Genomic DNA, 26,636 nt, shown 5'->3' with positions numbered 1-26,636 from the left:
GGCTGGCTCCCTGGCACTGCGTCGGTGCGCCATTGTCCGGGTTCGGCGCGGGGGCGGCAAACGGCGGGGCAGGTCCGGCCCCGGCCCCCGAGGGAGGCGTGCGCGAGTCACTCGCCCAGAGGGTCGGCTTCTACGAAAGCACCTCGACCGCATCGCCGATTCGCAGGGTACCCCCGCCGCGCGGGATCAGGTTCTGGCCGAAGGTGACGCCGTCGGGTGTGCGTCGATAGGTGGTCAGCGTGCGCAGGGGTTCGCCGGCGGAGTCGCGCTCGCCGCGCTCGAAGTCGACCGTGGTGAACACGCAGCGCGTGCACGGCTTGGCGACTTCGAATTCGATGCCGCCGATGCGGATGCAGCGCCAGCCGTCCTCGGCATGCGGGGCGCTGCCGGCGACGACGAGGTTCGGGCGAAAGCGCAACATCGGCACCGGCTGCGCGAGCTTCGCATTGAGTGCATCGAGCGCGGCCTGCGAGATCAGCAGCAGCGGGAATCCATCGGCGAAACTGACCACGTCCTCGTCGCGACCATAGCGCCCGTCGTACTTCGCCTTGAGGCGGCGCGTGCAGGCGTCGTCCATGTGCACCAGGCGCAGGTCGGCCCCGAGAAACGTCGACAGCCACGCATGCGCGGCGGCGTCGGCAAGCAACGGCGTCACGTCGGCGCCCCACACCGCGGTGTCGATGCGTGCGCCGCGCGGGTCCGGCGCCGCGACGTGCAGTGCCGGCATGCCGGGGGCTGCGAGTTGCAACGCGTTGCCGTCCGGTGTCGCGCGCACGAGCGTGAGGCGCGACAGCTCGCGCCCGGTCACGAACTTGCCGCCCGCATCGACCACCATCCAGCGCCGATCGCCGACAAGCCCACGCGGCTCGACCGTCGCCTGTTGCTGCGGCAATGGCGCGCCGGACTTGAGCGGAAACAGGTTGATCGCGGACAGGTTCGGAGTCATGTGCGGAGTATGCCCGGACCGCCTCGCGAGCGCGCGCTTCGACTCCGCGGCCTGCGGCCGCTGCGCTCTGCGCGAACGGTTGGTGGGATCCGGCGCGAATGGTTGACGGCATCCGACGCGAATGGTTGACGGCATCCGACGCGCACGGTTGTTGGCAATCCGGCACGAACGGTGATTTGCTCCGAACGCAGGCCGCACAACACTCCGTTCGCCACCGATCACGTGCGGGCAGGCTCTGAGCACAGGCCGCACCACACTCCGTTCGCCCTGAGCGCAGGCCGCACCACACTCCGTTCGCCCTGAGCGCAGGCCGCAGGCCGGAGTCGAAGGGTGGTGGACCCTGCCACGGCGCTTCGACTCCGCGGCCTGCGGCCGCTGCGCTCTGCGCGAACGGTTGTTGGCAATCCGGCGCGAAGGGTTGGTGGGATCAGGCACGAACGGTTGGTGGAATCCAGCGCGACCGGTTGGCGGCAATCCCGCGCGAACGGATGAGCTCGCGTCGTATGTGTGTCGCCGCGCCATCGGGCGAGCAACGCGTGCGTGCTAGGCTTGCGCCGCCCCACGAGGACCGCGCGTGTCGAGTCGCCCCGCCATCCAGCGCCACGAGTGGTTCGCGGTCGTCGTCGCGTTCGCGTATTTCTTCTGCGTGCTCGCCGCGTACTACGTGATCCGCCCGGTGCGCGACCAGTTGTCGGCCGCGGTCGGCTCGACCCAGCTGCCGATCTTCTATGCAGCGACCCTCGTCGCGACCCTGCTGCTCGCGCCGCTGTTCGGTGCGCTGGTCGCGCGCTATTCGCGTCGACGCTTCGTGCCGATCGTGTACCTGTTCTTCATCGCCGGCATGATCGCGTTCATCCCGCTGTTCCAGGCGCAGACCTCGATCGACGCGCGCCTGCTCGGCTCCGCCTTCTTCGTCTACGGCAGCGTGTTCAACCTGTTCGTGGTGTCGGTGTTCTGGAGTTTCATGGCCGACCTGTTCGACGCCGAACAGGCGCGCCGGCTGTTCCCGGTCATCGCGCTCGGCGGTGCGGCCGGCGCGATCGCGGGACCGGCGCTGACCAAGGCGCTGGTATTCGTGGTGGGCGTGGCCGGCCTGCTGGTCGTGTCCGCGGTGCTGCTCGGCATCTCGATCGCCTGCATCTACGCGCTGTCGCACTGGTCGATGCAGCATCCGGTCGCCGGCGACGTGCGCCGCAACGAACGCGTGATCGGCGGCGGCTTCCTCGCCGGCGCGATCGAAACCTTCAGGTCGCCGCTGATGCGCCGCTTCGCGCTGCTGATGCTGCTCGGCGACGCGGTCGGCACGGTCATCTACGCCCTGCTGGCCGACTACAGCGGCGCCACGTACCCGACACGCGAGGCGCGCACCGACTTCGCCGCAAGCATCGACCTGTACGCAAACGTGCTGCAGGCGCTGTTGCAGGTCTCGGTCACGCGTGCGCTGATGGTGCGCTTCGGTCCGGCGCCGGCACTCGCGCTCGACGGCATCGTCAAGGCGGTGATGCTGGGCGCGCTGGCCGTCGTCGGCGGACCGTGGATCGCGGTCGTCGCGGTCGTTACGCGCGCGAGCGCCTACGGCGTGTTCAAGCCCGCGGCGGACAGCCTCTACACGCAGGTCGAGGCGGAGACGCGCTACAAGACCAAGAACTTCATCGACACCTCGGTGTGGCGCTTCGGCGACCTCGCCGTGACCACCAGCATCAACGCATTGCGCGCGATCGGCGCGAGCGTGCCGGTGCTGGCGACGCTGGCGATGATCGCCGCGGCGAGTTCGGGTCGCATCGGCTGGATCGCCGGGCGCTCGCTCGAACCGGAAGCGAAACCTCAGGCGCGCGAATAGCTCCACGACACGAGGCGCCCGTCCTTGTACGGCATCACGCCGTGGAATGGGCGCGGATCGGCGTCGAACACCAGCGGCAGGAAGTGGCGATCGCCTTCCCACATCGGCAGCTCGTCGAGACGCGCGAGCTCGACCCATTCGAGCGCGCCTTCCGGATTGGATTCGAGCGGCGTGCCCTCGAACGCGGTGACGAGGAAGATGAAACCGAGCCAGTCCTCGCCGTGCTTGCCGAAGCCGGGCCAGTTGATCGTGCCGCGCAATTCGATCGCAGTGCAGTCGATCCCGGCCTCCTCGTGGATCTCGCGGCGCATGCCCGCGAGCACGTCCTCGTGCGGATCGAGCTTGCCGCCGAGCCCGTTGTACTTGCCGAGATGATGATCGCCCGGCCGCGCGTTGCGATGGATCATCAGCACGCGCGTGCGATCGGGCGAGAGCACGTAACCGAGGGTGGCGGCGATCGGGGTGTAGGGCATGCGGTTCGCGGGAACAAGAAGAAGAACAGCGATCATAGCCGCAGCCCTGCGGCGCGTCGCCGAGTCCTCACCAACACCGTTCGCCAGGAGCGCAGGCCGCAACACACTCCGTTCGCCCTGAGCGCAGGCCGCAGGCCGGAGTCGAAGGGTCATCTGCCCTGCGACGGCGCTTCGACTCCGCGGCCTGCGGCCGCTGCGCTCTGCGCGAACGGTTGGTGGCAATCCGGCGCGAACGGTTGGTGGCATCCGGCGCAGCAAATCCGTTCGCCCTGAGCGCAGGCCGCACCACGAATCGGTTCGCCCCCAGCAAGCGGGAACCCGCGGTAGCGTACAGTGACGATCTTTTCCGATACGACCCGAACATGAGCATCGAGATCATTTCCGAACAGCGCTGCTTCGGCGGCACCCAGGGTTTTTATCGCCACACGTCGAGCGCGACCGGCGGCGCGATGAAATTCGGCGTGTTCACGCCGCCGCTCGCGCCCGGCGCGAAGGCACCGGTGCTGTACTACCTCGCCGGACTCACCTGCAGCGAGGAGACGTTTGCGATAAAGGCCGGCGCGCAGCGCGTCGCCGCCGAACTCGGCATCGCCCTCGTCACGCCGGACACCAGCCCGCGCGACACCGGCATCGATGGCGCCACCGGCGACTGGGAATTCGGCGAAGGCGCCGGCTTCTATCTCGATGCAACCACGCCCGCATTCGCGCCGCGCTTTCGCATGTACGGGTACGTCGTCGACGAGCTGCCCGCATTGCTCGCAACGCAATTCCCCGCGCTCGACACGACGCGCGCGTCGATCTTCGGCCACTCGATGGGCGGGCATGGTGCGCTGACGATCGCGTTGAAGAATCCCGGCCGCTACCGCTCGGTCTCCGCATTCGCGCCGATCGTCGCGCCGATCCAGGCGCCGTGGGGACAGAAGGCGTTCCCGCGCTACCTCGGTGACGACCGCGATGCGTGGCGCGCGTACGATGCGACCGCGCTGATCGAGGACGGCGTCCACTTCGCCGGCACCCTGCTCGTCGACCAGGGTGATACCGACAAGTTCCTCGCCACGCAACTGCGCCCCGAATACCTCGAACGCGCCTGCCGCGCGAACGGCCAGGCGCTCGAGCTGCGCCTACGCGCCGGCTACGACCACAGCTACTGGTTCATCCAGAGCTTCATCGAGGACCATCTGCGCCATCATGCGGGCGCGTTGGCGTGAGGCAGCGCGCCGAAGCGCATCGCGGCTTCCGCCGCTCCCACGGAAGCAGCGCCGCGCGTCATCCCGCTTTGCGGGGCGAGATCCACATCGTGATGTCGGCATCGAACACGACCTCGCCGGCCGCGTTGCGCACTTCGACCAGCGTGTGCACCTCGCTGCCCGCGCCTGTCTCAGCGATCGCGGGCACGCGCGCGGTCGCGGTCATCGCACCCGTTGCCTTCTTCAGGTAGCGCACCGTCATCCCTTTCGGGATCCAGCGCAGCGCATCCGGAATCGTCGCGTCGGTGGCGAGCCCGGCCGCGAGTTCGGCCATGTTGCACAGCGCGATCGCGTGCACGGTACCGATGTGGTTGTGCACGCGGCGACGGTCGCGGATGCGCACGACGCAACGGCCGGGTTCCAGCACGTCGATCATCGGGCGGATCGAGGCGAAGTACGGCGCGCGGAAACAGATCGCGCGCGAGACGAGCCAGCGGCCCGGCACCGAAGTGCCGTAGCGCTGGAACAGACGCAGGGCTTGCGAGCTCATCGGGTTCTCTTCATTGAATGCGCATCGTTTTTGGCCTCCGCTTCAAGGGGAGGGTTGGGTGGGGATGGTGTTCTGTAGCCCCTTCAAGCGGAGGGTCGGATGCGGACGTTGCTATTAGCCCTCCCCGTCAAACGGAACTCGCGTGGGATGGTGTCTCTTAGCCCTCCCCTTCAAGGGGAGGGCTGAAAAGCGCGGCACGCGCATTCGCGCGTACCACCCTACGTGTCGCCTCACGCCACCGAGCGCAGCGACGACGACGACGGCTTCGCGCGCTTGCCTGCCGCGAGTTCGGCCGGATCGAAGTCGTCGACCGAGATGAACTCGAACGCCGCCGCGCGCACGCGCGCGAGCAAGGCGCGCTCCGCCGTGCTGAGCACGCCCTTCGCTTCCGCGTCGGCGAGTTGCGCGTCGTAGTCGTAGCCTGCGAGTTCCCCGGCTTTCGCCGCCTTGAGGAACTTGCGCTCGACCGGCTCGGCCGCGATCACGTCGGGCAGCAGCGCGTTCATGCGACCGATGCTGTTGTTCGGATTCGGCGTGAGATATACCCACTCGGCGAGGCGGTCGCGCGCTTCGCCCGGCGTGCACAGGATCGCCGCGATGCGGTGGCCGAGGCGATCGGACGGCGGCACTTCGCGACGGCCGAACGGGAACACGAGCGCGCGCAGCACCCACGCGACCGGACGCACCGGGAAGTTGCGCAGCACGCCGTCGAGTGCGTTCTGCATGCGGTACACGCAATCGTGGAACGCCCACGCCAGCAGCGGCTGGTCGAGCACCGGACGGCCCTGGTCCTCGTAGCGCTTGAGCATCGCGCTGGCGATGTACAGGTTCGACAGCACGTCGCCGAGGCGCGCGGACAGCTTCTCCTTGAACTTGAGCTTGCCACCGAGCACGAGCATGGACGTGTCCGCGACCAGCGCGAGCGCGGCCGCGTAACGGTTGAGCTTGCGGTAGTAGCGCTTGGTGTACGCATCACCCGGCACGTTGCCGATCTTGCCGAACACGAGGCCGAGCACGAAGCTGCGCACCGCGTTGGAGATCGCGAAGCCGACGTGGCCGAACAGCGCCGCGTCGAACGCCTTCAGCTTCTCGCGGTAATCTGTCAGCTTGAGCGATTCCATCTCGCGCAGCACGTACGGATGGCAGCGGATCGCGCCCTGGCCGAAGATCATCAGGCTGCGCGTCATGATGTTCGCGCCCTCGACCGTGATCGCGATCGGCGCGGTCTGCCAGCCGCGGCCGGCGTAGTTGTTCGGGCCGAGCTGCACGCCCTTGCCGCCGTGCACGTCCATGATGTCCTTGGCGACCTCGCGACCGAGTTCGGTTGCGTGGTATTTCGCGATCGCCGACGGCACCGACGGCTTCTCGCCGCGGTCGACCGCGGCCGCGCTCGCCTTCGACAGCGCGCTGATCGCGTAGCTGTAGCCGCCGATGCGCGCGAGCGCTTCCTCGACGCCTTCGAAGCGACCGATCGCGATGCCGAACTGCTTGCGGATGCGCGCATACGCGCCGCTCGCGACGACGCCGGCCTTGACCGCGCCCGCCGCGTTCGACGGCAACGTGATGCCGCGGCCGATCGACAGGCACTCGACCAGCATGCGCCAGCCCTGCCCCGCCATCGCCTCGCCACCGATCAGCTGCGACAGCGGCACGAACACGTCCTTGCCGCGCACCGGTCCGTTCTGGAACGCCGCGTTGAGCGGGAAGTGGCGACGGCCGTATTCGAGGCCCTTGGTGTCGTGCGGCAGCAGCGCGAGCGTGATGCCGATGTCCTCGACGTCGCCGAGCAGGTGCTCCGGATCGTGCATGCGGAACGCGAGGCCGAACAGCGTCGCGACCGGTGCGAGCGTGATGTAGCGCTTGTCGAACGTGAGGCGCACGCCGAGCACGTTCGCGCCGTTCCATTCGCCCTTGCAGACGATGCCGTAGTCGGGAATCGAGGTCGCGTCCGAACCCGCGTACGGGCCGGTCAGCGCGAAGCACGGAATCTCGCGGCCGTCGGCGAGGCGCGGCAGGTAGTAGTCGCGCTGCTCCTGCGTGCCGTAGTGCATCAGCAGTTCGCCCGGGCCGAGCGAGTTCGGCACGCCGACGGTCGACGACAGCGAACCCGAAATGCCCATGAGCTTCTGCAGCACCGCGGACTGCGTGAGCGCGGAGAAGTCGAGGCCGCCGTATTCCTTCGGGATGATCATGCCGAAGAACTTGTTCTTCTTGAGGAACTCCCAGATCTCCGGCGGCAGGTCGGCGAGCTCGTGCGTGATCTGCCAGTCGTTGACCATCGCGCAGAGTTCTTCGCACGGGCCGTCGAGGAACGCCTGCTCCTCGACCGAGAGTTCGGGCTTGGGCTGCGCGAGCAGCTTCTTCCAGTCCGGCTTGCCGCTGAAGAGTTCGCCCTCGAACCCGACCGTGCCCGCATCGAGCGCAATCTGTTCGGTCGGCGACAACTGCGGCGTCACCTTCTGGAACATCGCGAGCAACGGCGCGCTGAGCTTGCGGCGGCGGAAGTCGGGCAGGTTGAGCGGCACCGCGACCAGCGCGAGCAGCACGAGCGGAATCGCGATCGCCCACGTCGAAGAACCCGCCACGATGCCGACCGCGACTATCGCGACGGCGGTCGCGATCGACCAGGGCAGCAGGCGCACCCGCGCATAGGCGGCGCCGAGCGAAACCAGCAGCGCCGCGAGGAAAGGAAGGAATGCCATCACGTCACGAGTCCTCAGCCAAGCGAAGGGCCATGAGCAGCGGCCCCGATACGTTCAGTATGTGGCGCCATTTCCCGGCAAGTCAATACGCATGCGTATGGAAGGTTTATCCCGCTGATATCATGGGGAATCCCGAGCACGGGCACCGCGCCTTGCTTCCAACTGCCGGAGCAGTCAGGCACACTGGCTGAATGAGCGCAGAGCCGGCCAAGTTCGAACCCAAGGCACGCCTTTCCGCAGCGGACTGGGAACAGGCCGCGCTGGAAACGCTCGCCGAAAGCGGTCTCGCCGCGGTCGCGGTCGAACCGCTCGCCCGCCGCCTCGGAGTCACCAAGGGCAGCTTCTACTGGCACTTCCCCACCCGCGAAGCGCTGATCCAGGCCGCGCTCGACCGCTGGGAGAAGGAAGACGAACGCGACGTGCTCGCCCCGACCGAAGCGATCGCCGACCCGCGCGAACGCCTGCGCGAACTCGTCCGCCAGGTCAGCCACAAGCGCCCCTCGCACGCCGTGCTCGCCGCACTGTTCCGCGCCCTCGACCAGCCACTGATCGGCCCCGTCGTCGAACGCGTCTCCGCGCGCCGCATCGCATTCTTGAGCGAAGCCTTCCGCACCGCCGGCTTCGACCCGACCCACGCCGCCAACCGCGCGCGCCTCGCCTACTCGGCGTATGTGGGATTCGTGCAGCTGTCGCGCATCGGGCAGCCGCGGATGAGCCATGAGGAGTTCGAGGCTTACATTCGCGACTTCATCGAGACGTTGGTACCGCGCTGAACGTGCGTACCGCGTCGACCACGTAGGGCGGGTCGAGCCGCAGAGCGGCGAGTCCCGCCGCGCGATTCGCCCTCGTTCGCGCGCGAGCAGACGCAAATCGGCGCAGATCGTCCACATCACGCGCGCTTCGAGTTCGCCTCAAGCCATTTCGCGTAAGCCGATTCGCTCATCTTGCCGGCAGCGAGTGCCAGCGTGCGGAGCACGGCATCAGCTTCCGTCGCATGGAACTCCAATCCGTTGCGTTCGAGGAAGCCCGCCCCGAGCATGAATCCGGTGCGCTTGTTGCCGTCGAGGAATGGATGGTTCTTCACGATGCCGATGGCATAAGCCGCGGCCATCTCCGCCAGGCCAGGCTTGCGGTAGGCAAAAAGCTGACGCGGCTTGGCGAGCGCGGACTCCAGCAGGTTTTCATCGCGCAGGCCGGCGATGCCCCCGTATTGCGAGAGCATCATGTCGTGCAGCGCAAGGCATTCCGCCGTCGTGAGCCAATACGGCTCCTTCATTTCGCCAGTTCGCGCAACGCGTTGCGATAGCGGCGGTTGAGCGACTCGAACACCGCCATCGTCTTGGCGAATTCCGGATCCGCGGCGCTCAGGCGCACGCCATCCTGCGTCTCGGTCAGCGTGACCGTATCGCCTTCGGACACCTTGAGATGCGTGAGCACTTCCTTCGGCAGCACGACGCCAACGGAATTGCCCACCTTGCGGATTTTCAGTTCGAGGACCATGAGCCTATTGTAGCCACGCGCGTTATAACGTCAAGGAGCCCACCCGCGCGAACGCCTGCGCGAACTCGTCCGCCGAGTCTCAGCGAAGCCTTCCGCACCGCCGGCTTCGACGCGACCCACGCGTCGAACCGCGCGCGGCTTGCGTACTCCGCGTATCCGCCGATGCACCTTGCGGGCAATTCCCGTAGCGAACGGATTTTTGTGGGAGCGGCGGAAGCCGCGATGCTTCGGACCGATCGGGATCACGCCCGTCTGGAATCACTTCCCGCCAATGGACTCATCCGCATCTGGCCGCTCGAATATCAGATCCTGGAAATCCTGCAGCCGGTGCGCGCCTGTCTTTCGATCGCCCGCGCGGTACGCGACAAGCGATTCATCAAGCACCGTGGCCAGGACGCTGTGGAATGCCGGGAATGCCGCTGGCACAGGTAGAAGGATCAGACTCGCCCTCAATATCTCGAACGCCCGATCGAGCGTCATCTGTTCATCCGGCGGCAGAAAGTCCTCTTCCGGGAACCCTTCTGGGCTACGCAGCACGACGTAACCGATGAAATCGTAGAGGCGCGATAGATTCCGAACGCACATTGACATCGGCCACCCGCCTGTTCGATGCGACAGGGCATAGACCAGAGATTCACCTAAAAACGATCTACCGCCGAAGTTCCTGCAATTGGTGGGCCCCGGCTTTGATGTCGCCCGCTCGCTAGGATCCGCGCGCCACATCCAGATCGGCTGAAAGCATCTTGTGGAAATTCGGCTCATGCGGTCGCGGAGGCACCATCCGCATGCCTTCTCGAAGCTCGGCGAACGCGCGGTCAAGGGTCATCTGTTCGTCTGCCCGCAAATAGTCTTCCACGGGGAAGTGGTTGGGCGCTCCGACGACCACATAGGCGGTGAAGTCGTGGGCATCAACTGTCACTTGAGAAGGTCTTCCCATCCCAGGGCCGTCCGCTCTGGCGATTCCGTGGCCATTGCAGCCTCATAGAGCGCTTCCATACTACTTTCCAATGAATCATCACTGATTGCGAACGCTACCGCAGACGCGGCTCGCGCCTGCGAAAACACGACAAGGTATTCGCCAGGCGATGCCGTCCCTCGGTCCGACTCTTCTTGCAACGCGAGGTACCGTTCGTCCCACCTCTCGACAAGCGCAGCGATTCGTTCCGCCAGCCCCTGTGCAGGGCCCTTGTGCCGCCGCAGCAAATCAAGCGCGCCACTGACTTCGTCATCATGCAGACCGGATTCGCGCACGGCAGATCGGCAGGCTTCAAGCACGATGGTGCGCACTTCCTCCGCGGAAGCGCTTGCCAGCTTTTCGGCCAGCCCGGGCGCAAGAGTCTTCAATCTCGTCAAGGGGGAACTCCTGAGTCGGGCCTCGACGTTTTCAGCGGAGTGGCAATCTCGGCGGAGGTCGGATGTATCGCCATTTGGCAGGTAACACACACAGGACGCGTGGCACCAATGGAAATGATCTTGAGATCATTATCCGTCGCATGCGACAGGATATCCGCCTCCGCATGACCAGTACCAACTACGAGCTGCTCCTCGGGTTTCAGCTTGACTCCGGGCCGCAGATATCCTCGAGGTTCGCTGGTTGCAATAAGGACACTGCGATGGCCGGAAGCATCTTCGGCAACGGCAAGAGCCATTGTGATACGTCCTCTGCTGTTCTCGGGAATTGCAGCTCTCAGCTCGTCGATTCTCGACTGGACGATTGAAGACGAGGCTTCGCGCGCAGTCGCCAGATCAAATTGGCCATTAGGGCTGGCGCCCGGCCCCGCTCGCGGCGACGAGAGCGCTGCTTGACCATCGGCGCGCTCAACAACAACTCCCTCCAGTGACGAACCCCCAGACGTCCAAGCTCGAGTCGCCGCCGTGGCGACGCCCCCCAACGCCGCCGCCACTTCAGGGCCGTATAGCGCTCCCGCCTCGGTCATCCGCCCTTGGCGTACGAGCTCGTCGGACTCGACTGACTTGTGCGCTTGGTACTCGACGAATGCGTTCGGACCGCTTCGTATCGCGTCGGCAACGTCGACGACCCCGCTGATGATGGGATCGACAATGTCCTTCGTGTCCCCGACGTCAAAGAACGTTTTCCCCAGCAGGCGCGTGCCCCACTTTGCAACGCCGTAGGCATTGCGAACGATCTGCTTCCCGGCGCCGTAGGCCGCACCAGCTCTGAATCGTTCTGCGGCCACGTGAGCCGCTACTGCTCGGGCAGTTTGCTCCTCATTCCAGCCTTGGCTCCTCGCGACCTGTTCGGGATCGTCGACATCGACTTGCCGCCCTGTCGAATCCGTGTACGTCGCAGGATTGGCGTACGCATAGAGATACCGATGCAAGCTTGGCGGATTCATCGGACTCCCGTTTTCGGGGTCCTCTGTCGTGAATCGACCGATCGTCGGATCGTAGTAGCGCGCGCCGGCGTAGTAGAGACCCGATTCGGGATCTTTGACGTAGCCCGTGAAACCGATCGGTTGCCCATCGTCTGATGGGAGTACCGCGTGGGAAGCCAGCGTTTGCGCGCTATCGAAAGCGCTCGCAAGCGCGAGCATTGCCGCGATCGCCAGCACTATCGATTGACGGGCGCGAACACGTCGTACGCTGTGCATGGCACATTCCCTCCCCGGAGTGCATGGGTATAAGTGGACAATACAATATATGCAGTGGCCACGGAGCCCACAAGGAAGGTGATCGCCTGCCCCTCGCCCGGATCGGCTTCTTGCATCGATCGCGCATCAGCCATTCCCGCGCCCGCCCACTTCGTCCAAGCGCCCGAAAACTCGCGCCGAAACGAAGGCTGCCCTCGCCAGGAATGCGATCACGTCGAAGCGCGCATAGTCCGCTCGATGACTGCCTCGAACATGGCTTCCATCGGCGCGTATTCCCTGTCCATCGCTGCGTGGATGGCACCGATGTACGGCACCGCCGGCTTCGACCCGACCCACGCCGCCAACCGCGCGCGCCTCGCCTACTCCGCGTACGTGGGGTTCGTGCAGCTGTCACGCATCGGGCAGCCGCGGATGAGTCATGAGGAGTTCGAGGCTTATATCCGCGACTTCATCGAGACGCTGGTGCCGCGCTGAGGGACAGCTCAGCGCTTTCCGTAGGCCAATTCGTCCATCATCTCTGCGAATCGCGTCCAGTCGATACGCTTGCTCTTCTGGCGGTTGGCACCGAACCAGTAGATCGCGCCGCGTCCGACTTCGAGCTCACCGAGCTTCTCCTTGCTAGCGAAGATCTCCAGGCGCAACGAAGACTTCGCCTTCACGAGTTCGACGTTGGAGAGTTCGGCGCGGACTTCATGCTTGCGTGCCACCTTCTTCTTCGCCATTGGGCTACTCCACGAACACATGCTCACGGTGGAATTCAAGGAACGCCGCGAGTTGTCGATTGGGGCTGCAGCGCAAGCGTGCAGGGACGGCCAGCCCTTTGCGTTCCGCGGTAGAAAGCGCGCTCGCCACGATCATTCCGCCTTCATCATCGAAAGCAACCAGCCCGGCGTCAAACAGTGCGTCGAGGTTGGCAGCCAGCAGCAGTCCATTGTTCGAATCGAGGCGCTCCCGATCGTTCGATAGCCTCCACGGCTTGCAGTGGGAAGCTCTCAATACTGCGGTAACCGAACACCCTGTGACGGCGCATGCGCCGTCCCACCGCCGAATGAGATCCTGCCGGAATTGGCCTTGGCCAAGGCGAGCATTGATAAGGGTGAGCCGAGTTGTCTCTGGAATGTCTCGCGCTTCGATCTCGGCAATGTCTCGTCGTAGCTCCGCGGACGAACCACTCCATCGGTCGAGCGGAGCCGTCGTCGGCGAGATGCTGCTCCCAGACGAATCCATCGAGTCGCCATCTATGCCTCCGCTGTCGGATTGAGAATTCCGCGGCTCTACAACTCCGACTTCCTCATTCGAACCGGGAGCAAGATCCATGGTGGAGGCGTCAAAACGCCTGAAAGGATATTTCATTTGCGAAAGCAGCCGCTCCGCTCGCTCCAGCAGATCTTCGTCAAAATACTTCCTCCACCTCGTCTCGACGATGATTGCCTCACACGACAAGTCGAGACGCCCAAGCTCCCACAGCTTGCGAAATCCTTCGGACGGCTTTCCACTTGCGAGAATGCGCTTGACGGTACGGAAGCCCCCATCTGCCGCCAAATCCCGCTTGAAGTAGTTTGGGTAGTACTTCAGCCGCTCGGCCTCTTTCACCGCGTTGCCAAGGTGCGCCGTGAATTCCTCATCTTCATGTGCATTCATTGATCTCGCTCCGTCGCTAACGTCACAAGGGCAATGCGTTGAGCTCCGATCGCGCCTCCCGCCAAAGCGGGAAGTGCGCATCCAGCAATGCCACGAAGCGCTCGTCGTGTGTGGGCGCCAGTAAGTGCGCCATCTCATGCACCACCACATACTCAAGCAGGTGGATTGGCTTTTTTGCGAGTTCGGTGTTCAGTCGGATGGTTCCCCGGGTATGACTGCAGCTCCCCCATCTCGTCTTCATTCGCTGCAAATAATATGCATGCACGCGAACGTCAAGAGACTTTTCCCAGCGTTGAATTAGCTCCGGCAACACCGCGTGCAGCTGCGCCTTGTGCCACGCATGCATCACACGCGCCCGCTTGGCTTCATCACTCCCGGGGCGAACCAGGAGCGTGATGCACTTGTGATCTTGGCGCACGCGAGGCCTGGCATCCACATATTGGACGTCGAGAAGGTAACGGCGACCCCAGATGTAGTGGCTTTCCCTTGTGACGTGACGCCGTGGCGATTCGCGCGCCTGCGCATTGAAGGCCGCCTGCTGTTTGCGGATCCATGACAGCCGGGTAATGGCATAGGCGCGCAACACATCCAGGCGCGTTCGGGCCGGGGCCACCAACGTGACCCGCCCTTCCGGCGGATGTACGGACAAGTGCACGTGCTTGACGTCCTTGCGTGTCACCGCGATTTCGACTTCTCCCAATCGCAACGTGTCCATTAGCGATAGCCAGACTGGTTCTTGACCAGCTCGAACAATCTGAGCATCGCCTCGCGGTCGTTACTGACCAGCTTGAGCAAGGTGCTGCGCACGGCCCGCTCTTTGATTTCGTTGCCTTTCCAATCCGCAGGGACGCCTGTGCGCATAGCGGTGTCGATCTTCACGGCCTTGTCTATCAGCTCACTGGCGTGCCAGACCCGTTCTTCCTCGACACGTTCGACATCAGCGGACTTCGCCAGGATGTCCATCAGGTTGCGATAGATCACGACCGCCGCGGGCCTTCCCTGCAACGCTTCGGGCACCTGTTCACCGCCCGACGCATGGGCCGCCAGCCTCTTTGCCAGGTCCTCAGCTTGCGTCAGGAACTCCTCGTAGCTCGCAGAATCGGCGCGCGACTGTCTGATCAACTCGTCCAGCAGGCTGGACATTTCCTTGAAGAAGCGCGGATCGGTCAGGCGTTCCTGGATGATGGCCTTGCGGACATTGTTGATGATGCCCTCAGCTACGGCTTTCCTGCTGGTGCCTTTGGCATTGAGCTTCTGGGCGATGGCGTCGTGGATGCCGGTCTTGACGATCAGGTCTACCAGCGACAGATCGCCCATGTCGCCCAGTTCGCGGGCATCATCGGCCTTGACGTAGCGATTGAGCAAATCGCGCATGTCGCCCTCGAAGGGCTTGATGTCGAACTCTTCGCCGGAGAAATTCTTGATGGCCGCGCGCAGATCGGCGTAGAACGCGACCTCCTTCTCAAGCCGCTCGATCGTGGCGTCGTCGTAGCCGGCGTTCGCCAGCTCGCTGCCGATATCCGCCCACGCCCGGACGAAAGCCGTCACCAGCTTGTAGAAGGAAATGCGCAGCGGTTCAGACTTTTCCAGTGCTTCGGCGTCTTGTGGCTCGCCACAGAAATAGGCGATGTATTGCTCCAGTTGCCGTGGTGCCAGCACCGGCTCGCACAGGTGCAGCAGCGCTTCGCGACTCTCTTCCAGCTTCTTCGCGCCCTCGGCAATCCAGTTTTTCAGGGTGACATTGCCGTCCTGGCCATCCCTCGCATCCACCACCAGCTGGTCGGAGCTGTAGACGGAAATGGCTTCCTGCACCTTGCCGAACAGCTCCTTGAAGTCGACGATGTAGCCGTAGTCCTTGTCGTCGCCGTCCAGCCGGTTGGTACGGCAGATGGCCTGGAACAGGTCGTGGTCGCGCAGGTTGCGGTCCAGATAGATGTAGGTGCAGCTCGGCGCATCGAAGCCGGTCAACAACTTGCTGACCACGATCAGCAGCTTGCAGTTGGCTGGCTCGCCCTTGAAGCGCCGCTTCATCTCGGTTTCGTACTTGTCGGTGCTGTCGAAGTCCTTGAGCACCCAGTTCCTGTAGGTCTCGTACTTGTAGCGGTAGTCGCTGCCCGCCGGCTCTTTCGAGTACTGGCTCTTGTCGGGTTCGAACGAGGTGATGATGCCGACGTGCTTGCCGAAGTCCGTGTTCTGGAACAGCCGGAAGTAGTGGCAGGCGTCGTAGATCTCGTCGGCCACCAGGATCGCGGTACCGCGTCCATCGGACAGACGACGACGCGTGTCGAAGTCCTCCAGGATGCTGTTGATGATCCGGTCCTTGCGTTCCTTGGAACTGAGCAGCTCCTCCATCGTGGCCCAACGCTTGCGCAGGGCGGCCTTCTGGAAGTTGTTCAGGCGCTTGGTCTTCTCGGCGAAGTACTCCTCGATCTTTTTCCTGTTGCCGAGCTTCTGCGGCACCTCACGCGCCTCGTACTTCAGATCCAGCACCACCTTGTCCGCCACGGCCTCCGGAAACTTGTAGGTGTGGATGTAGGTGCCGAACACGTCGTGGGTGGTCTGCTTGTCCTTGCGCAGCAGTGGGGTGCCGGTGAAGCCGATGAAGATGGCATCGCCCAGCCAGCGCTTCATCTGCTTGTTCATGTCACCGCCCTGGGTGCGGTGGGCTTCGTCCACGAACACGTAGAAGCGGCCATGCGCCGGCGGCGGCACGCCGGTGAGGTCGGTGGTGTCGAACTTGTGGATCAGCGCGCACAACAGGCGTGGCCTGGGCGCACCCAGTTTGGCCACCAGATCGGCGCGTGAGGTCACCCGCGTCGAATCCAGCCCGGCGTTCTTCAATACCTTGGTGATCTGGTCATCGAGCTCGTCGCGGTCGGTGATGACCAGGATGCGCGCCTCGGCGTCGTCCTCCAGCAACCACTTGGCCAGCAGCACCATCAGGATGCTCTTGCCGCTGCCTTGGGTGTGCCAGATCACCCCGCCTTCTCGCTTGCGGGTACGCTCTTGCGCGGCCTTGATGCCGGCGTGCTGATGCTGGCGTGGCACCTTCTTGGTGCCGCCGTCGAAGATCACGAAGTGGTAGAGGAAGTCCAGCAGTTGCGCCTTGTTGAACAGCTGCGCCAGTGGCCGATCCAGCAACACTCCGGCTTCGCCACTGGCGAGCCCTGCCTCGTCTTTCCACTGGACGTAAAACTCTTCCGGGCTGCCGACCGTGGCGTAATAGACGCCTTGAGAATCATTGCCCGCCAGCAACAACTGCACCGTGCTGAAGAAGCCTTCGTTGAACGGCTTCTCCTGGTTGCTGATGAGCTGGCGGATGCCTTCGGCCATGCCCACGCTGCTGCGCTTGAGCTCGATGACGGCGATGGCGATGCCGTTGAGGTACAGCACGAGGTCCGGTCGGCGTTCCAGCCCGCCGCGCAGGGTGACTTCCTCGGCCAGGGCGAAATCGTTGTTACCGGCATTGGCCCAGTCGATATAGTGGATCTTGCGGATCGGCTCGCCGAGCGCGGTCTGCACGTCGGCGCCGTAGCGCAGCAGGCCGTAGGTCTTGAGGTTGGCGTCGTAGAGGGTGTTGCCGCTGATCTCGGCGGCCGCCTGCAGCTGGCGCATGGCGGCGGAGATCTGCACGTCGTTGTAGCCGCGCCGCTTCAGATTGGCGGACAGCAGCTCGGGTTCGATGTTGCGGTTGTTATCTTCCTTGCCCCAGTCGCCGAGATACTCATAACCCAGACAGTCCGCGCACGATTTGTCTGTGAACAGCGTGACTATGCGGTTCTGGGTGGTGCGCTCGGCGCGGGGGCGGTCAGGCATCGATGGCCTCCGACAAGACTTCGGCTTCGACGTACTTGCGGAACGAGGCCGTATCCGTGAAGCAGCGATATCCGGCCTGGCTGGCCAGCGTGATCACGGCAGCTTCCTCGTTGAGCAACACCACCGCGGGCTGGCTCAACTCCTCCTGCAATCCCGTTGGCCACGCAAGATCGAATACCGCGATCTGCTCGCCGGTCGCAGGGTCTGCGTAGTCGTAGTCGATCGTGCCACGCGGGAGCCCTTGATCCGCCACCCAAGCATTGAGCGCCTCCAGCTCGGCTTCTTCTGCGTCGCTTTCTACGCCGCTGCCGACGACTGTCCCCATGATCGGCGCGGCAGCGCCGGACAGCCACTTCGTGTCGCCATGCAGCAAGCCTTCCAGCCGCTTGTTCAATTCGGCCGCCAACAGGACTTTGCGCGCCTCCATGAACTCGCGGTAGTTCTCGATCTTCCACAACGCGGGATCCATCGGGATCCACTGCGAGGCCAGTGCGCCAGGGTGCGCCTGCTCGATCTTCGGAAAATAGATCTCGGGCAGCGTGTCACTGATGTCGAGGTTGGTGTCCTTGGTCAGGAAGCAGTAGTTGGCCAGCGCATTGACTTCGGATTTCTTGAACTTGCGCTTGTACAACTGTGCCTTGGGGAAGATATGGTGCACTTCCAGCTTGCTCATCTTGCCGTGCATGTTGGCCCTGAGGCCGATGCCCGAACCCCAGTCGCGCGCTTCGCCGACCCGGGTCAGCATGTACAGCACGGGATAGAAACGCGCGCCCAGGCTCCAGCCGGTAAAGTGCGCGGCTTCCGCACGCAAGCCGCCGTGCCATAGGCGCAACTGCTCCAGCAGTCGGTCCAGATCGCCGTCCTCGATGACACCCAGATCTTGGTCGATAAAAGATTCGACCGAACCCGAGAAACGGCCCCACATGCCGGACTGGAAGTACCAGAACAGCAGCTTGTCGCGGTCCTTCTCGTTCGGCGGCCCCAGCTTCTTCTGCTGGCGCTGGTCGAGGTAGCGGGCCATGACCGGAAAGCCACCACGGGAGAACAGCACCCGGTCGTGGTCCAGGCCAAGCCGATCGGCAATCATGTTCAGGCCCACATCGATCTGCTTGCAGGCGCGCTTGAGAGCATCCTGCACGTCTTGCGGGCCTTGCTCATGCAGGTACAGGAACTTGGCTTCGCCGGTCAGCACGGTGTTTACCGAGCGCAGCAGCCAGTCCAGGCTGAAGTCGTAGCCGTGGTCGTGCCATTCCTTCAGCTTCTTCTTCATCTCGTCGCGGCCGGTCGGCCAGTCGGCGCAGATCTTGGCCAGCGCCAGGTCGCCCTTGGACAACTTGGTGCCGCCACTGTTGACGCGGTTGAAGATGTCCACCACCACGTCCAGCGACTTGTCCGCACCGGTCACTTCCTCGATATGCAGATCGATGTCGGCGATGCCGAGCACGCGACTCAGGCGGGCCACGTAGTCGCCGAGTTTCGGCGCCAGTTCCGGCGTGGACAGTTGGCCGATGTAAGCACCCATGCCGTCGGTGCCGCCCTTCATCAGCGCGGACACATCCACCCACAGCGGGTTGCCCTTCATCTTGGCCGGCTGGTAGAACTCGAACGTCTGCGTGTCCAGGTTGAACCGCAGGCCAGTAAAGGCTTTCGCCTTGCCGTCGAAGAACTTCGGCGGCTTGCCGCGGATTACGCCGTACAGCGAGGTCATGCGCTGCTGGCCATCGAGCAGCAGCTTGACGATGCCGGGCGCCAGCGTGCCATCGCCGCGGTGCGTAGCGCCCATGGATTCGGTGGCCCAGACCAGCAGACCGCCCACCGGGTGGCGCTTGTACATGGAGTCGAACAGTCCACGGACCTGATCGCCGTTCCAGACGTAACCGCGCTGGAATTCCGGCAGAGCCATGTGGCCGCTGTCGATGTGGTCGAGGATGGTTGAAATCTTCATGTGGCGGACTCCCCCTGGCGTCCTTGGTCTAGACCAGCCGGATTCGGCCGGTCAACAATTCTTGCATCATGCCTTGCTTGAGCTGGGCGGTTTTGATGCGCTGGGTTTCGAGCGCGGTGATTTCGGTGTCCATGTCAGTGAGGACGGCGGCGATCGCGGATTGTTCTTCAATGCTCGGCATGAGGATTTCAATACCGGCCAATGCAGATGCCCCAATATGCACAACCGCATCACCTTGCCCTTTGCCGGCCTTCTGCTTTTGGATCGCAGGCTGATTGCACGCATAGCCCATGAAAATCGGATGCGTACCTCTTGGTCGAAGGATCACGATGTCGCCACCAGCGTATGCCTCTAGGTTATCTTTAAACGCTATGCATTTGCCGATTTCCTCTTTGGTTTCGCCGGACCCTGCAAAAAGCAAGTCGCCCTGCACGAGTCTCGTTGCACTCGCGGCAACCTCTTTGGAAATCGATGAGCTGAATTCTTTGATGTAGGAATCGTGCTGCGTATAGATCTCACCGTATCGGACGCAGGGCAGTTCCCCGCTCTTCGCTTCATCTTTGCGGACACCGCTACCCTTCAGAAAGACACCGATTTCGCCCAGCGGCTTTACCTCCCACTCACCGCTAAACCCCAGTAAGCGGCGCTTGCCGGTAAGAAGTTCGTGCATCGCGCCTTGCTTGATGGCGCGCTTCTTGGCGATCAGCGCGTCCTGCGCGGCCAGCAGCGCATCCACGTCGCCGAGCGCGGTGGCGATGGCGGATTGTTCGGAATGCGGGGGAACAGCAACCAAAAAACCTAGCAAGTCGCGTGTGTAGATCGCGGCGACACTGGTGGTGCCGGTTGCGAGCGCCCTCAATCTTGAAACTGCAGCAGCAGAATTTAGCCAGTAGTTGGCGTAGACACTTGAAACAATCTCGGAAGGCTTGAACTCAAGCCGGAGAAGGTTGGAGTTGTAATAGGCCACGGGGAGCTCGTCACGCCAGATCGCCACCTTGCCGACGAGGTCGAGCGTGTTTCGCGTATTGAAGAGCACGTCACCACTAGCCAAGCGGTGTTGTGCCTCAGGGGCCGAGCGTGGGGCAATGTACTCGATGGCAGAAACATCAAAGACGCCCCGTGCGATGTTCCCCATTTTCATCAATGGGAAATCGGTCTCGGCATCCTGGTTCGGATAGTTTCCGCCCAGCCGAGCTTTATCAAGCAAATTGCTGAGCGGCTTTAGATCCCACTCCTTGGGGAAAGCGCCTATTTCGGTTTGTCTGTACCACGCCCTCAGTTCCACGCAAACCCCATCTTCGCCAGATGCCCGGCCACCTTGGCTTCCCATTCCGTCACATTCGCCGCCAGTTGCGGCAGCGGCGTTTCGTAGCGTTCGGCCAGTTCCTTCACCCGCCGCGTCAGCGCCTGCGACACGCGCTCCACCTCGCCGTGCACGGCGGCGGAGAGCGCCGCCAGCCATTTGTCGTCCACCACCAATGTCTGGATTTCCGCCACCGAGAGCTTTGCGTACCTAGCGAAGGCCTTGGCATCCAGCTCCGCGTCCAGCGCCTTGAGCTGCTTCTTCAGCTCGGCTTCCCACTCCGACAGCGCTGACCATTGCTTGAGCGCGGCCAGTTCCTCGGCGTCGTCCTTGGATTTGCCGATCTGCTTGATGCGGCGCTTCACTTCGGCGGCATTGAGCTTGTCGAGGCTGGCGAAGTAGCCGTCTTCACCGCCGTGTTCTTCTTCCAATGTTTCCAGCGCGCTGCTGGCGGTGTCGAGCGCGGTGCTGGCGGCATCGAGCGCCTCTTGCTCGGCCGCGAAGTAGCGCGCCACGATCAGCGGCTTGGGCACCAGGTCGCAGGCCCAGCCCTTGTCCTTGCGCACGCCTTTCTTGTTGGTTTCGACGATGCGCGTGGGCACGGCCTGCCAGCCGTCCGCCGACAGCAGGTAGGCGTCGTCCTGCATCACTTGCGCCCAGTAGTCCATCAGGTGCTGGTAGATGGCGTAGGCATCCAGCAGCGGCGCCTTGGCGTAGGCGGCCAGCAGGCTTTCGGACACGGTGTGGATGAACTGCTTGGGATGGCCGCCCTCACCGAAACCAGCCAGCGTCGGGCGGATGGCTTTTTCCCACTGCGCATGCAGCTCGGCCACGGTGTGGTGGAACGCCTGGAACTCTGCGTGGCCGAGGATGGTCGGTTTCACGTCGGCCTGCGGCAGTTTCAGTTGCAGGTAGCCCTCGCGGCCTGCGCTTTCAAAGAGCGCCGCGCGCAACGCCGGCATCTTGTCCCAGTACGTGTTCAACGCATCTACGTCGCGCTGCGGGATGCCCCCGAGCAGGTGGCCTTCGATGTCCTGCAGGTCTTCGGCTGCGCTGGCGTCGATGTAGCGCGGCAGGTTGAGGTTGTAGTCGTTCTTGGCACTGCGGATCTCGTCGAAGCCGACCATGCGCGCGTAACCGGGCACGTCCTGCGCCTTGCGGAAGGTATCGACGATGCGGTGGATGTCCTGCTCGCGCAGGCGGTTCTTGTTGCCGTCCTTCAGGAAGCCCTTGCTGGCGTCGATCATGAAGATGCCGCGGCGCGCGCTGGCGTTGTCCTTGTCCAGCACCAGAATGCAGGCCGGGATGCCGGTGCCGTAGAACAGGTTGGCCGGCAGCCCGACGATGCCGGCGAGGGTGCCGCTGTCCACCAGGTGCTTGCGGATGGCCGCTTCCGCATTGCCGCGGAACAGCACGCCGTGCGGCAGGATGCAGGCGCCTTTGCCGCTGGCCTTGAGGCTGCGCAGGATGTGCAGCAGGTAGGCGTAGTCGCCCTGCTTGGCAGGCGGCACGCCCCAGGCGAAGCGCTGGTAGGGGTCGGCGTCCGGGGTGAGGCCGCTGCTCCAGGCCTTGTCCGAGAACGGCGGATTGGCGACCACGTAGTCGAAAGTCTTGAGCTTGTCGCCGTCCTTGTACTTGGGGTCGGCCAGGGTATTGCCCGACTGCACGGACGCATCCGGAAAGTCGTGCAGGATCATGTTCATGCGGGCCAGACCCGCGGTGGTGGCCGAGATCTCCTGCCCGTAGAGGGTGATCTTGTTGACTGCTTCGGCGGCAACCTTGAGCAGGAGCGAGCCGGAGCCGCAGGTCGGGTCGTAGGCCGTGGTCTGACGGTTGGTGTTGTGCGGACCGATGCCGATCAATTGCGCGATGGTGCGGCTGACTTCCGCCGGGGTGTAGAACTGGCCCTTGCTCTTGCCTGAATCCTGAGCGAAGTGGCGCATCAGGTATTCGTAGGCGTCGCCGAGGATGTCGTCGTGCTCGGCGCGGTTGTCGGAGAAGTCCAGCGCCGGGTTCTCGAAGATCGCGACCAGGTTGGTGAGCTTGTCCTGGCGCTCCTTGCCTTCGCCGAGCTTCTTGGGATCGTTGAAGTCCGGGAAGTCGCTGTGCGAGAGGCTGCTGCTGTTGGCCTCGATCAGCGGCTGAATGACTTGGGTGTTGATCTTGTCGCCGATGTCCGGCTTGCCCTTCAGGGCCTTCATGTCTTCGAAGCTGGCCCCGGGCGGGATGACCAGCGGCGCGTCCTCGTCGCCAGCGTACTTGTCGCTGATGTACTTGATGAACAGCATGAAGAGTACGTAGTCCTTGTACTCGGACGGCTCCATGCCCCCGCGCAACTCATCGCAGGACGCCCAGAGTGAAGAGTACAGATCAGACTTCTTGATGGGCATTGGATTGATCAGTGATCGGCGCAAGGGAATTCGCGAGGCATGCTATCAGAGGCGCGCAAAGCGATCCTGCCGCCCCTTGCGCTGGACGGATCGACATCAGCACTTCACGCTTGCCCTCGGCATCAATCGGAAGACGGTGGCGCCGGTCAAGGATTTGTCCCCGACCTCGTCGCGATATGCCGGCACCTGCTCAATCGACCGACAACACATTCAGGCGACCTACGACGCGAGCGAGGCACTCCGCCGGCGCTGAACCGCGTTCCGAGAACACCTTGCTCAATGCCCCGTAGTACCAAAGTGTCCCCTCCCTGCCTCCCGTGAAGCGCTCGAAAACCGCCAACCCCACGCGCGGATCCTCCAGGTCCTGCACGATCGCCCGCGCGTTGTGCAGCTTGTCGCAGCACGACACCAGCAGGACGTCGTCGCTCGCGTCGGCGAGGTGCGCGAGGTATCGCCTCTTGCGTCGTGTCCAGTCGGCGCGTTTTTCTTCGGGGCTTTCGTGCTCGGCCTTGCGTTCTGCACTGCCGTCGGTGCAGGCAACGACGATCTCGGCGACGGCAGTTCCGAACTGGTGCCGGATCGCGCTCTCGTGCGCGGCGCCGCAGTCTTCGATGACGTCGTGCAGGAGTCCGGCGATGGCCTGGTCCTCGCTGCCGCCGAATTCGATGACGAGGCTTGCGACGCCGAGCAAATGATAGAGGTAGGGGATGTCGGAGCCCTTGCGGGTCTGGCGCGCATGCGCGATGCGGGCGTAATCAACAGCGCGCGTGAAGCGGTCACTGAGTGTGGTCATGGCCCCTCCGTTGGTTCTCATTATTACTGTGCATTCTTGTCGCAGGATCTGAGATCGCCTTGGGTTCCAATACTCCCGTGCCGCAACGGCGGCACCCCATCCGAGCCATCGGGGCTCGGACGGGAGAGTCCTCAAAATGGGAGAGAGCAACATGCAGAACCTTGTTTCGATGAACCTCACGAACGACCAGCTGGTGGCTGTCGATGCGGCGCTGGATGCGCTGGAGACGAACCTGTCGGAGAAGGTGGCACTGACGGCGAGTCAACGCCGTTCGGTGCCGCGAATGGGCGGGAAGTCGGAGGCGTTCTGCCGCCAGACGTTGTCGCTGCTGACCCAGAATCCGCAGGTGGTCAATCCGAGTCTCGGCCTGGATGGGGCGATGGCGGATCTGGCGGCTCTGGACGTGCTGCGTCCGCGCCTGCAGCGCCTGGGTCGTCTGTCGGAGAGGGCTGCGGATACGGAAGTGGCGCTGGGCAGCGACGTGATGGCAGCGGCGTTGCGCGGATATTCGCTGCTGAAGTTGTCCGGTCGCGGCCAGGGCCTGGAGGCGCTGCGCGCGTCGCTGGGGTCGCGCTTCGTGAAGAAGCCGCGGACGACGCCGGAGGCGAAGGCCGCCTAGCCTCGCTGGCGTAATCTTCCTGAGTCGAAACGGGGCCGCAGTGATGCGGCTTCTTTTTTTGCCTGCGATTCGGCGATCGTTGTTTCGCGGAATCCCCTTCATCCACCACGCCATACGCGTCGATCGCTCCCGCAGGCGGGAGTGACGCGACGGCATCGCCTCGATTGCGCACTCGCGCCGCTCGAACCGGCATCGTTGCCGCTTGAACCGTCTCCCTGATCGGTCGTCCACGCTTCACGGGTGTCGCGACGCGGCAAGGGCGCCGGAGCAAGGCGCAGGCATGCCGCCCAAAGTCGCGACGGATGCGCTCGGAGCTGCATCGATGCTGGGCGCACTCGCATCGCTACCGCTTCAACCGCGCGCAATGCGGGTCGTCGACGCTTCGCATGCGTCCAGAAGCGTCAACGCTGCCGCACGAAGTCGCAAGCGAGCGGTCGTACTCGCGCCGCTGCGGGTCCTCCCGCCTCCGCTCGCGCTTGAAGCCGCGCGGGAACAAGTCTGGATGGCGTCACTGCAGACCCGGCTTTTTTGTCTCAGGATTTGCGATGCACGCGTCGCACCCTTGCGCGCATGAACATACTCCGTGATCCGAGAAGGGACCCGCGCGCGGGCGACGTCGTCTGGTTCAGCTATGGCCGCTCGAAGCCGTGGCAGTGTGCGGTGGTCGATCGCATCGCCGAGGGGCGCGTGTACTACGCGCGCTCGCAGGTCGGTGGTCGCACGGCCGAGAATGTCTGGATCGATCTGGACGGATGGAAGCAGCGTGCGCTGCATGCGCGCCTGCGATTTCCGATCGAGGCGATGCAGCCGCAACGTTGGCCGCGTTACGCGGCGATGCGCGCCGCGTAGGCGTTCGGCGGTGGAGGCGCGTTCCGCTGCCTGATTGCGCACGCGCCTGCACGCGTTCGCTGCGCAGGCACGAGCGCAACGCGGCGTTCATCGTGGGGACGATGGCACGCGCCGGATGTCGAAGTGGCGTCGTGGCCTTGGGGGGATATGGGCCGTGATGGGATCGAACCATCGACCAATGGATTAAAAGACGGGTTTTCCCCGTATTCCACAAATCAGCACAACACGAAAGCCCCTGAAAACAGGGCGCCACTTGCGGGCGGCTTCCGTCCAATGTTGCGGCTTGTGAGGGCGAACTGTCCCCGGAGTGTCCCCACGAACCAATACTCCGACGGAACGAAAGAAAGTGCTTGGCGCGCGCCCAGGAGGGAGTACCCTAAAATCGCGCAAAATCGTTCGTCACCATCGGAGGGAAGATGGAAGACCTTTTCTGTCCAAACAACATTGTCTGGGGCGATGTCGCGACATGGGTTTCAGGCCTTGGCGCATTGGCGGCCGTTATTGTCGCACTGTACCTTGCGGGCGAATCGGATCGAAGGCGGGCCAAGGACCGGGCTCATGCTCGGCGAGTCTTCGCTATCTACATAGCCCAGGAGCTTGGGGACGTAAGAGTTTCGTTGCCCCGAATACGTCGCCGACTGAAGGCGGTCGAAGACCTACAAGATCGGGAATTGGCTGCTTTGAATTGGCCCAGCACAGTGCAGATGATTCGCTCATTGAATCTTCCGCTGCTCCAGCAGTCCGCCGACAAGATCACCCTATTTGACGGAGACACTGCGCGCTTCGTCGCGTCGACGGTAGCTGGCTTGGCCCAGCTCAAAGGCGCCCTCGCGCCGTGGGGCGCGGCAGTGGAAGAGGTCGCTATGGACTCCCACAAGATGTTGCAGCCACTGCGAGGGTTAGTTGCGAATCTCCAGCGGTATGCCAATGGGGCGCATCAGCTCATCTGGCAGGCTGCGGCCTTCAATGATCGGTATCCAATAGACCCCGACACAGAATTGGACAGCTTTGAGCAAGCGCTGATTGCAGCCTATGACCGCTCGGGCGGATCAAAGCCGATAGATTGAACTTGCGCACCTAAGCATCGCTTCCACGTTGGAAGCCTATGGTCGCCACCTTCCCGTCTGGGAAACCCGGCAAGACCTGCTCTGCAAGTTCGGCAACATCGATTGCGGTCTTCAGCTCCAAGGCTCGCGCTATGCGAGCCAGATTTCGTAGGTTCTCGACGCCAACACGCGGGACTTTGCTAGCGATAACCCAGCGCCATTCCGATTGGTCTGGCTTACGTCGCCGAAGTTGAATTGGCTTGTTCTCGAGATCGCTATGCGCATACATTCTATCCCGCGTGCGCATCACTCCTTCATGGACAGATTTCGCCCCCTTCATGTTGGGCATGTATTCGATGGGAAGGCGAGCAGAAAGTTGCGGTGGTCTTGGAGCGCGAGGTGCGCGCTCCTGCGGCACTACGCA

At 63.6% G+C, this 26,636-nt stretch carries 25 protein-coding genes; 7 read left to right on the top strand and 18 right to left on the bottom strand.

Annotation, left to right across the window (positions count from 1 at the left end; translation table 11 throughout):
• Window positions 1-130 precede the first annotated feature (130 nt).
• Window positions 131-946: an MOSC domain-containing protein gene (locus ACILRJ_RS16880; RefSeq protein WP_395684374.1), complete on the bottom strand. Its 816-nt coding sequence runs from the start codon at window positions 944-946 to the stop codon at window positions 131-133.
• Window positions 947-1,520: 574 nt separating this feature from the next.
• Between ACILRJ_RS16880 and ACILRJ_RS16875 the strand changes: the two genes are divergently transcribed.
• Window positions 1,521-2,786 carry an NTP/NDP exchange transporter gene (locus ACILRJ_RS16875; protein ID WP_395684373.1) on the top strand — a complete coding sequence of 422 codons (1,266 nt, stop codon included), beginning with the start codon at window positions 1,521-1,523 and terminating at the stop codon, window positions 2,784-2,786.
• Here ACILRJ_RS16875 and ACILRJ_RS16870 read toward each other — a convergent pair.
• The gene (locus tag ACILRJ_RS16870) at window positions 2,771-3,259 is read right to left on the bottom strand and encodes an NUDIX hydrolase (protein WP_395684372.1); all 489 of its coding nucleotides are present in this window, start codon (window positions 3,257-3,259) and stop codon (window positions 2,771-2,773) included. The two genes, ACILRJ_RS16875 and ACILRJ_RS16870, sit on opposite strands and share 16 nt — an antisense overlap.
• 362 nt (window positions 3,260-3,621) lie before the next feature.
• Here ACILRJ_RS16870 and fghA point away from each other — a divergent pair, with 362 nt between their 5' ends.
• Window positions 3,622-4,467, top strand: coding sequence for an S-formylglutathione hydrolase (gene fghA / locus ACILRJ_RS16865; protein ID WP_395684371.1), 846 nt, complete (start codon window positions 3,622-3,624; stop codon window positions 4,465-4,467).
• 58 nt (window positions 4,468-4,525) lie between these two features.
• Here the strand turns inward: fghA and ACILRJ_RS16860 are convergent, their stop codons facing one another.
• Both ACILRJ_RS16860 and ACILRJ_RS16855 read right to left on the bottom strand, forming a co-directional pair.
• Window positions 4,526-4,996: a hotdog fold domain-containing protein gene (locus ACILRJ_RS16860; RefSeq protein WP_395684370.1), complete on the bottom strand. Its 471-nt coding sequence runs from the start codon at window positions 4,994-4,996 to the stop codon at window positions 4,526-4,528.
• A gap of 230 nt (window positions 4,997-5,226) precedes the next feature.
• The gene (locus ACILRJ_RS16855) at window positions 5,227-7,701 is read right to left on the bottom strand and encodes an acyl-CoA dehydrogenase (RefSeq protein WP_395684369.1); all 2,475 of its coding nucleotides are present in this window, start codon (window positions 7,699-7,701) and stop codon (window positions 5,227-5,229) included.
• A gap of 188 nt (window positions 7,702-7,889) precedes the next feature.
• On the opposite strand from ACILRJ_RS16855, the gene ACILRJ_RS16850 reads away from it, so the two are divergent.
• A complete protein-coding gene (locus ACILRJ_RS16850) occupies window positions 7,890-8,471 on the top strand; it encodes a TetR/AcrR family transcriptional regulator (protein WP_395684368.1) in 582 nt (193 codons plus the stop codon).
• Window positions 8,472-8,587: 116 nt separating this feature from the next.
• Here ACILRJ_RS16850 and ACILRJ_RS16845 read toward each other — a convergent pair whose 3' ends face one another.
• The 6 genes from ACILRJ_RS16845 to ACILRJ_RS16820 all read right to left on the bottom strand — a co-directional run bounded on the left by ACILRJ_RS16845 (window position 8,588) and on the right by ACILRJ_RS16820 (window position 11,810).
• Entirely contained in the window at window positions 8,588-8,974 is a 387-nt protein-coding gene (locus tag ACILRJ_RS16845) for a type II toxin-antitoxin system death-on-curing family toxin (RefSeq protein WP_395684367.1), read from the bottom strand.
• Window positions 8,971-9,198 carry an AbrB/MazE/SpoVT family DNA-binding domain-containing protein gene (locus tag ACILRJ_RS16840; protein ID WP_395684366.1) on the bottom strand — a complete coding sequence of 76 codons (228 nt, stop codon included), beginning with the start codon at window positions 9,196-9,198 and terminating at the stop codon, window positions 8,971-8,973. The genes ACILRJ_RS16845 and ACILRJ_RS16840 overlap by 4 nt, the downstream gene beginning before the upstream one ends.
• A gap of 258 nt (window positions 9,199-9,456) precedes the next feature.
• On the bottom strand, window positions 9,457-9,735 hold the full coding sequence (locus ACILRJ_RS16835) for a hypothetical protein (protein WP_395684365.1): 279 nt from the start codon (window positions 9,733-9,735) through the stop codon (window positions 9,457-9,459).
• A 166-nt stretch (window positions 9,736-9,901) separates the two neighbouring features.
• Complete coding sequence (locus ACILRJ_RS16830; protein WP_395684364.1) at window positions 9,902-10,117, bottom strand: hypothetical protein; 216 nt, start codon at window positions 10,115-10,117, stop codon at window positions 9,902-9,904.
• Complete coding sequence (locus ACILRJ_RS16825) at window positions 10,114-10,551, bottom strand: hypothetical protein (RefSeq protein ID WP_395684363.1); 438 nt, start codon at window positions 10,549-10,551, stop codon at window positions 10,114-10,116. Before ACILRJ_RS16825 ends, ACILRJ_RS16830 begins: the two co-directional genes overlap by 4 nt.
• Window positions 10,548-11,810 carry an RHS repeat-associated core domain-containing protein gene (locus tag ACILRJ_RS16820; RefSeq protein WP_395684362.1) on the bottom strand — a complete coding sequence of 421 codons (1,263 nt, stop codon included), beginning with the start codon at window positions 11,808-11,810 and terminating at the stop codon, window positions 10,548-10,550. The genes ACILRJ_RS16825 and ACILRJ_RS16820 overlap by 4 nt, the downstream gene beginning before the upstream one ends.
• A 78-nt stretch (window positions 11,811-11,888) precedes the next feature.
• Here ACILRJ_RS16820 and ACILRJ_RS16815 point away from each other — a divergent pair, with 78 nt between their 5' ends.
• Window positions 11,889-12,284, top strand: a complete 396-nt coding sequence (locus tag ACILRJ_RS16815; RefSeq protein ID WP_395684361.1) for a hypothetical protein — start codon at window positions 11,889-11,891, stop codon at window positions 12,282-12,284.
• A gap of 8 nt (window positions 12,285-12,292) precedes the next feature.
• Here ACILRJ_RS16815 and ACILRJ_RS16810 read toward each other — a convergent pair whose 3' ends face one another.
• The 8 genes from ACILRJ_RS16810 to ACILRJ_RS16775 all read right to left on the bottom strand — a co-directional run bounded on the left by ACILRJ_RS16810 (window position 12,293) and on the right by ACILRJ_RS16775 (window position 23,698).
• Window positions 12,293-12,532 carry a hypothetical protein gene (locus tag ACILRJ_RS16810; RefSeq protein WP_395684360.1) on the bottom strand — a complete coding sequence of 80 codons (240 nt, stop codon included), beginning with the start codon at window positions 12,530-12,532 and terminating at the stop codon, window positions 12,293-12,295.
• Window positions 12,533-12,536: 4 nt separating this feature from the next.
• Window positions 12,537-13,451, bottom strand: coding sequence for an HNH endonuclease (locus tag ACILRJ_RS16805; RefSeq protein ID WP_395684359.1), 915 nt, complete (start codon window positions 13,449-13,451; stop codon window positions 12,537-12,539).
• Window positions 13,452-13,473: 22 nt separating this feature from the next.
• The gene (locus tag ACILRJ_RS16800; protein WP_395684358.1) at window positions 13,474-14,166 is read right to left on the bottom strand and encodes a M48 family metallopeptidase; all 693 of its coding nucleotides are present in this window, start codon (window positions 14,164-14,166) and stop codon (window positions 13,474-13,476) included.
• Window positions 14,166-17,267 carry a type I restriction endonuclease subunit R gene (locus ACILRJ_RS16795; RefSeq protein ID WP_395684357.1) on the bottom strand — a complete coding sequence of 1,034 codons (3,102 nt, stop codon included), beginning with the start codon at window positions 17,265-17,267 and terminating at the stop codon, window positions 14,166-14,168. The genes ACILRJ_RS16800 and ACILRJ_RS16795 overlap by 1 nt, the downstream gene beginning before the upstream one ends.
• On the bottom strand, window positions 17,260-19,212 hold the full coding sequence (locus ACILRJ_RS16790) for a DUF262 domain-containing protein (RefSeq protein WP_395684356.1): 1,953 nt from the start codon (window positions 19,210-19,212) through the stop codon (window positions 17,260-17,262). Before ACILRJ_RS16790 ends, ACILRJ_RS16795 begins: the two co-directional genes overlap by 8 nt.
• A 28-nt stretch (window positions 19,213-19,240) precedes the next feature.
• Complete coding sequence (locus ACILRJ_RS16785; RefSeq protein WP_395684355.1) at window positions 19,241-20,497, bottom strand: restriction endonuclease subunit S; 1,257 nt, start codon at window positions 20,495-20,497, stop codon at window positions 19,241-19,243.
• Entirely contained in the window at window positions 20,488-22,905 is a 2,418-nt protein-coding gene (locus ACILRJ_RS16780; RefSeq protein WP_395684354.1) for a type I restriction-modification system subunit M, read from the bottom strand. The genes ACILRJ_RS16785 and ACILRJ_RS16780 overlap by 10 nt, the downstream gene beginning before the upstream one ends.
• A 190-nt stretch (window positions 22,906-23,095) precedes the next feature.
• Window positions 23,096-23,698, bottom strand: a complete 603-nt coding sequence (locus ACILRJ_RS16775) for an HD domain-containing protein (RefSeq protein WP_395684392.1) — start codon at window positions 23,696-23,698, stop codon at window positions 23,096-23,098.
• A 169-nt stretch (window positions 23,699-23,867) separates the two neighbouring features.
• Here ACILRJ_RS16775 and ACILRJ_RS16770 point away from each other — a divergent pair, with 169 nt between their 5' ends.
• The 3 genes from ACILRJ_RS16770 (at window position 23,868) to ACILRJ_RS16760 (ending at window position 26,233) form a co-directional block, all read left to right on the top strand.
• Window positions 23,868-24,317 (top strand): hypothetical protein, encoded by a 450-nt coding sequence (locus tag ACILRJ_RS16770; protein ID WP_395684353.1) that lies wholly within the window; start codon window positions 23,868-23,870, stop codon window positions 24,315-24,317.
• Between the two features lie 570 nt (window positions 24,318-24,887).
• Window positions 24,888-25,166 carry a hypothetical protein gene (locus ACILRJ_RS16765; protein ID WP_395684352.1) on the top strand — a complete coding sequence of 93 codons (279 nt, stop codon included), beginning with the start codon at window positions 24,888-24,890 and terminating at the stop codon, window positions 25,164-25,166.
• A 416-nt stretch (window positions 25,167-25,582) separates the two neighbouring features.
• Window positions 25,583-26,233 (top strand): hypothetical protein, encoded by a 651-nt coding sequence (locus ACILRJ_RS16760; RefSeq protein WP_395684351.1) that lies wholly within the window; start codon window positions 25,583-25,585, stop codon window positions 26,231-26,233.
• The last annotated feature ends 403 nt before the right edge of the window (window positions 26,234-26,636 follow it).

It is taken from the genome of Dokdonella sp. (assembly GCF_044227025.1).
Taxonomy (GTDB): domain Bacteria; phylum Pseudomonadota; class Gammaproteobacteria; order Xanthomonadales; family Rhodanobacteraceae; genus Dokdonella_A.
The sequence above is the reverse complement of the archived record's forward strand: the minus strand, read 5'-3'. Positions and strand labels throughout refer to the sequence as shown.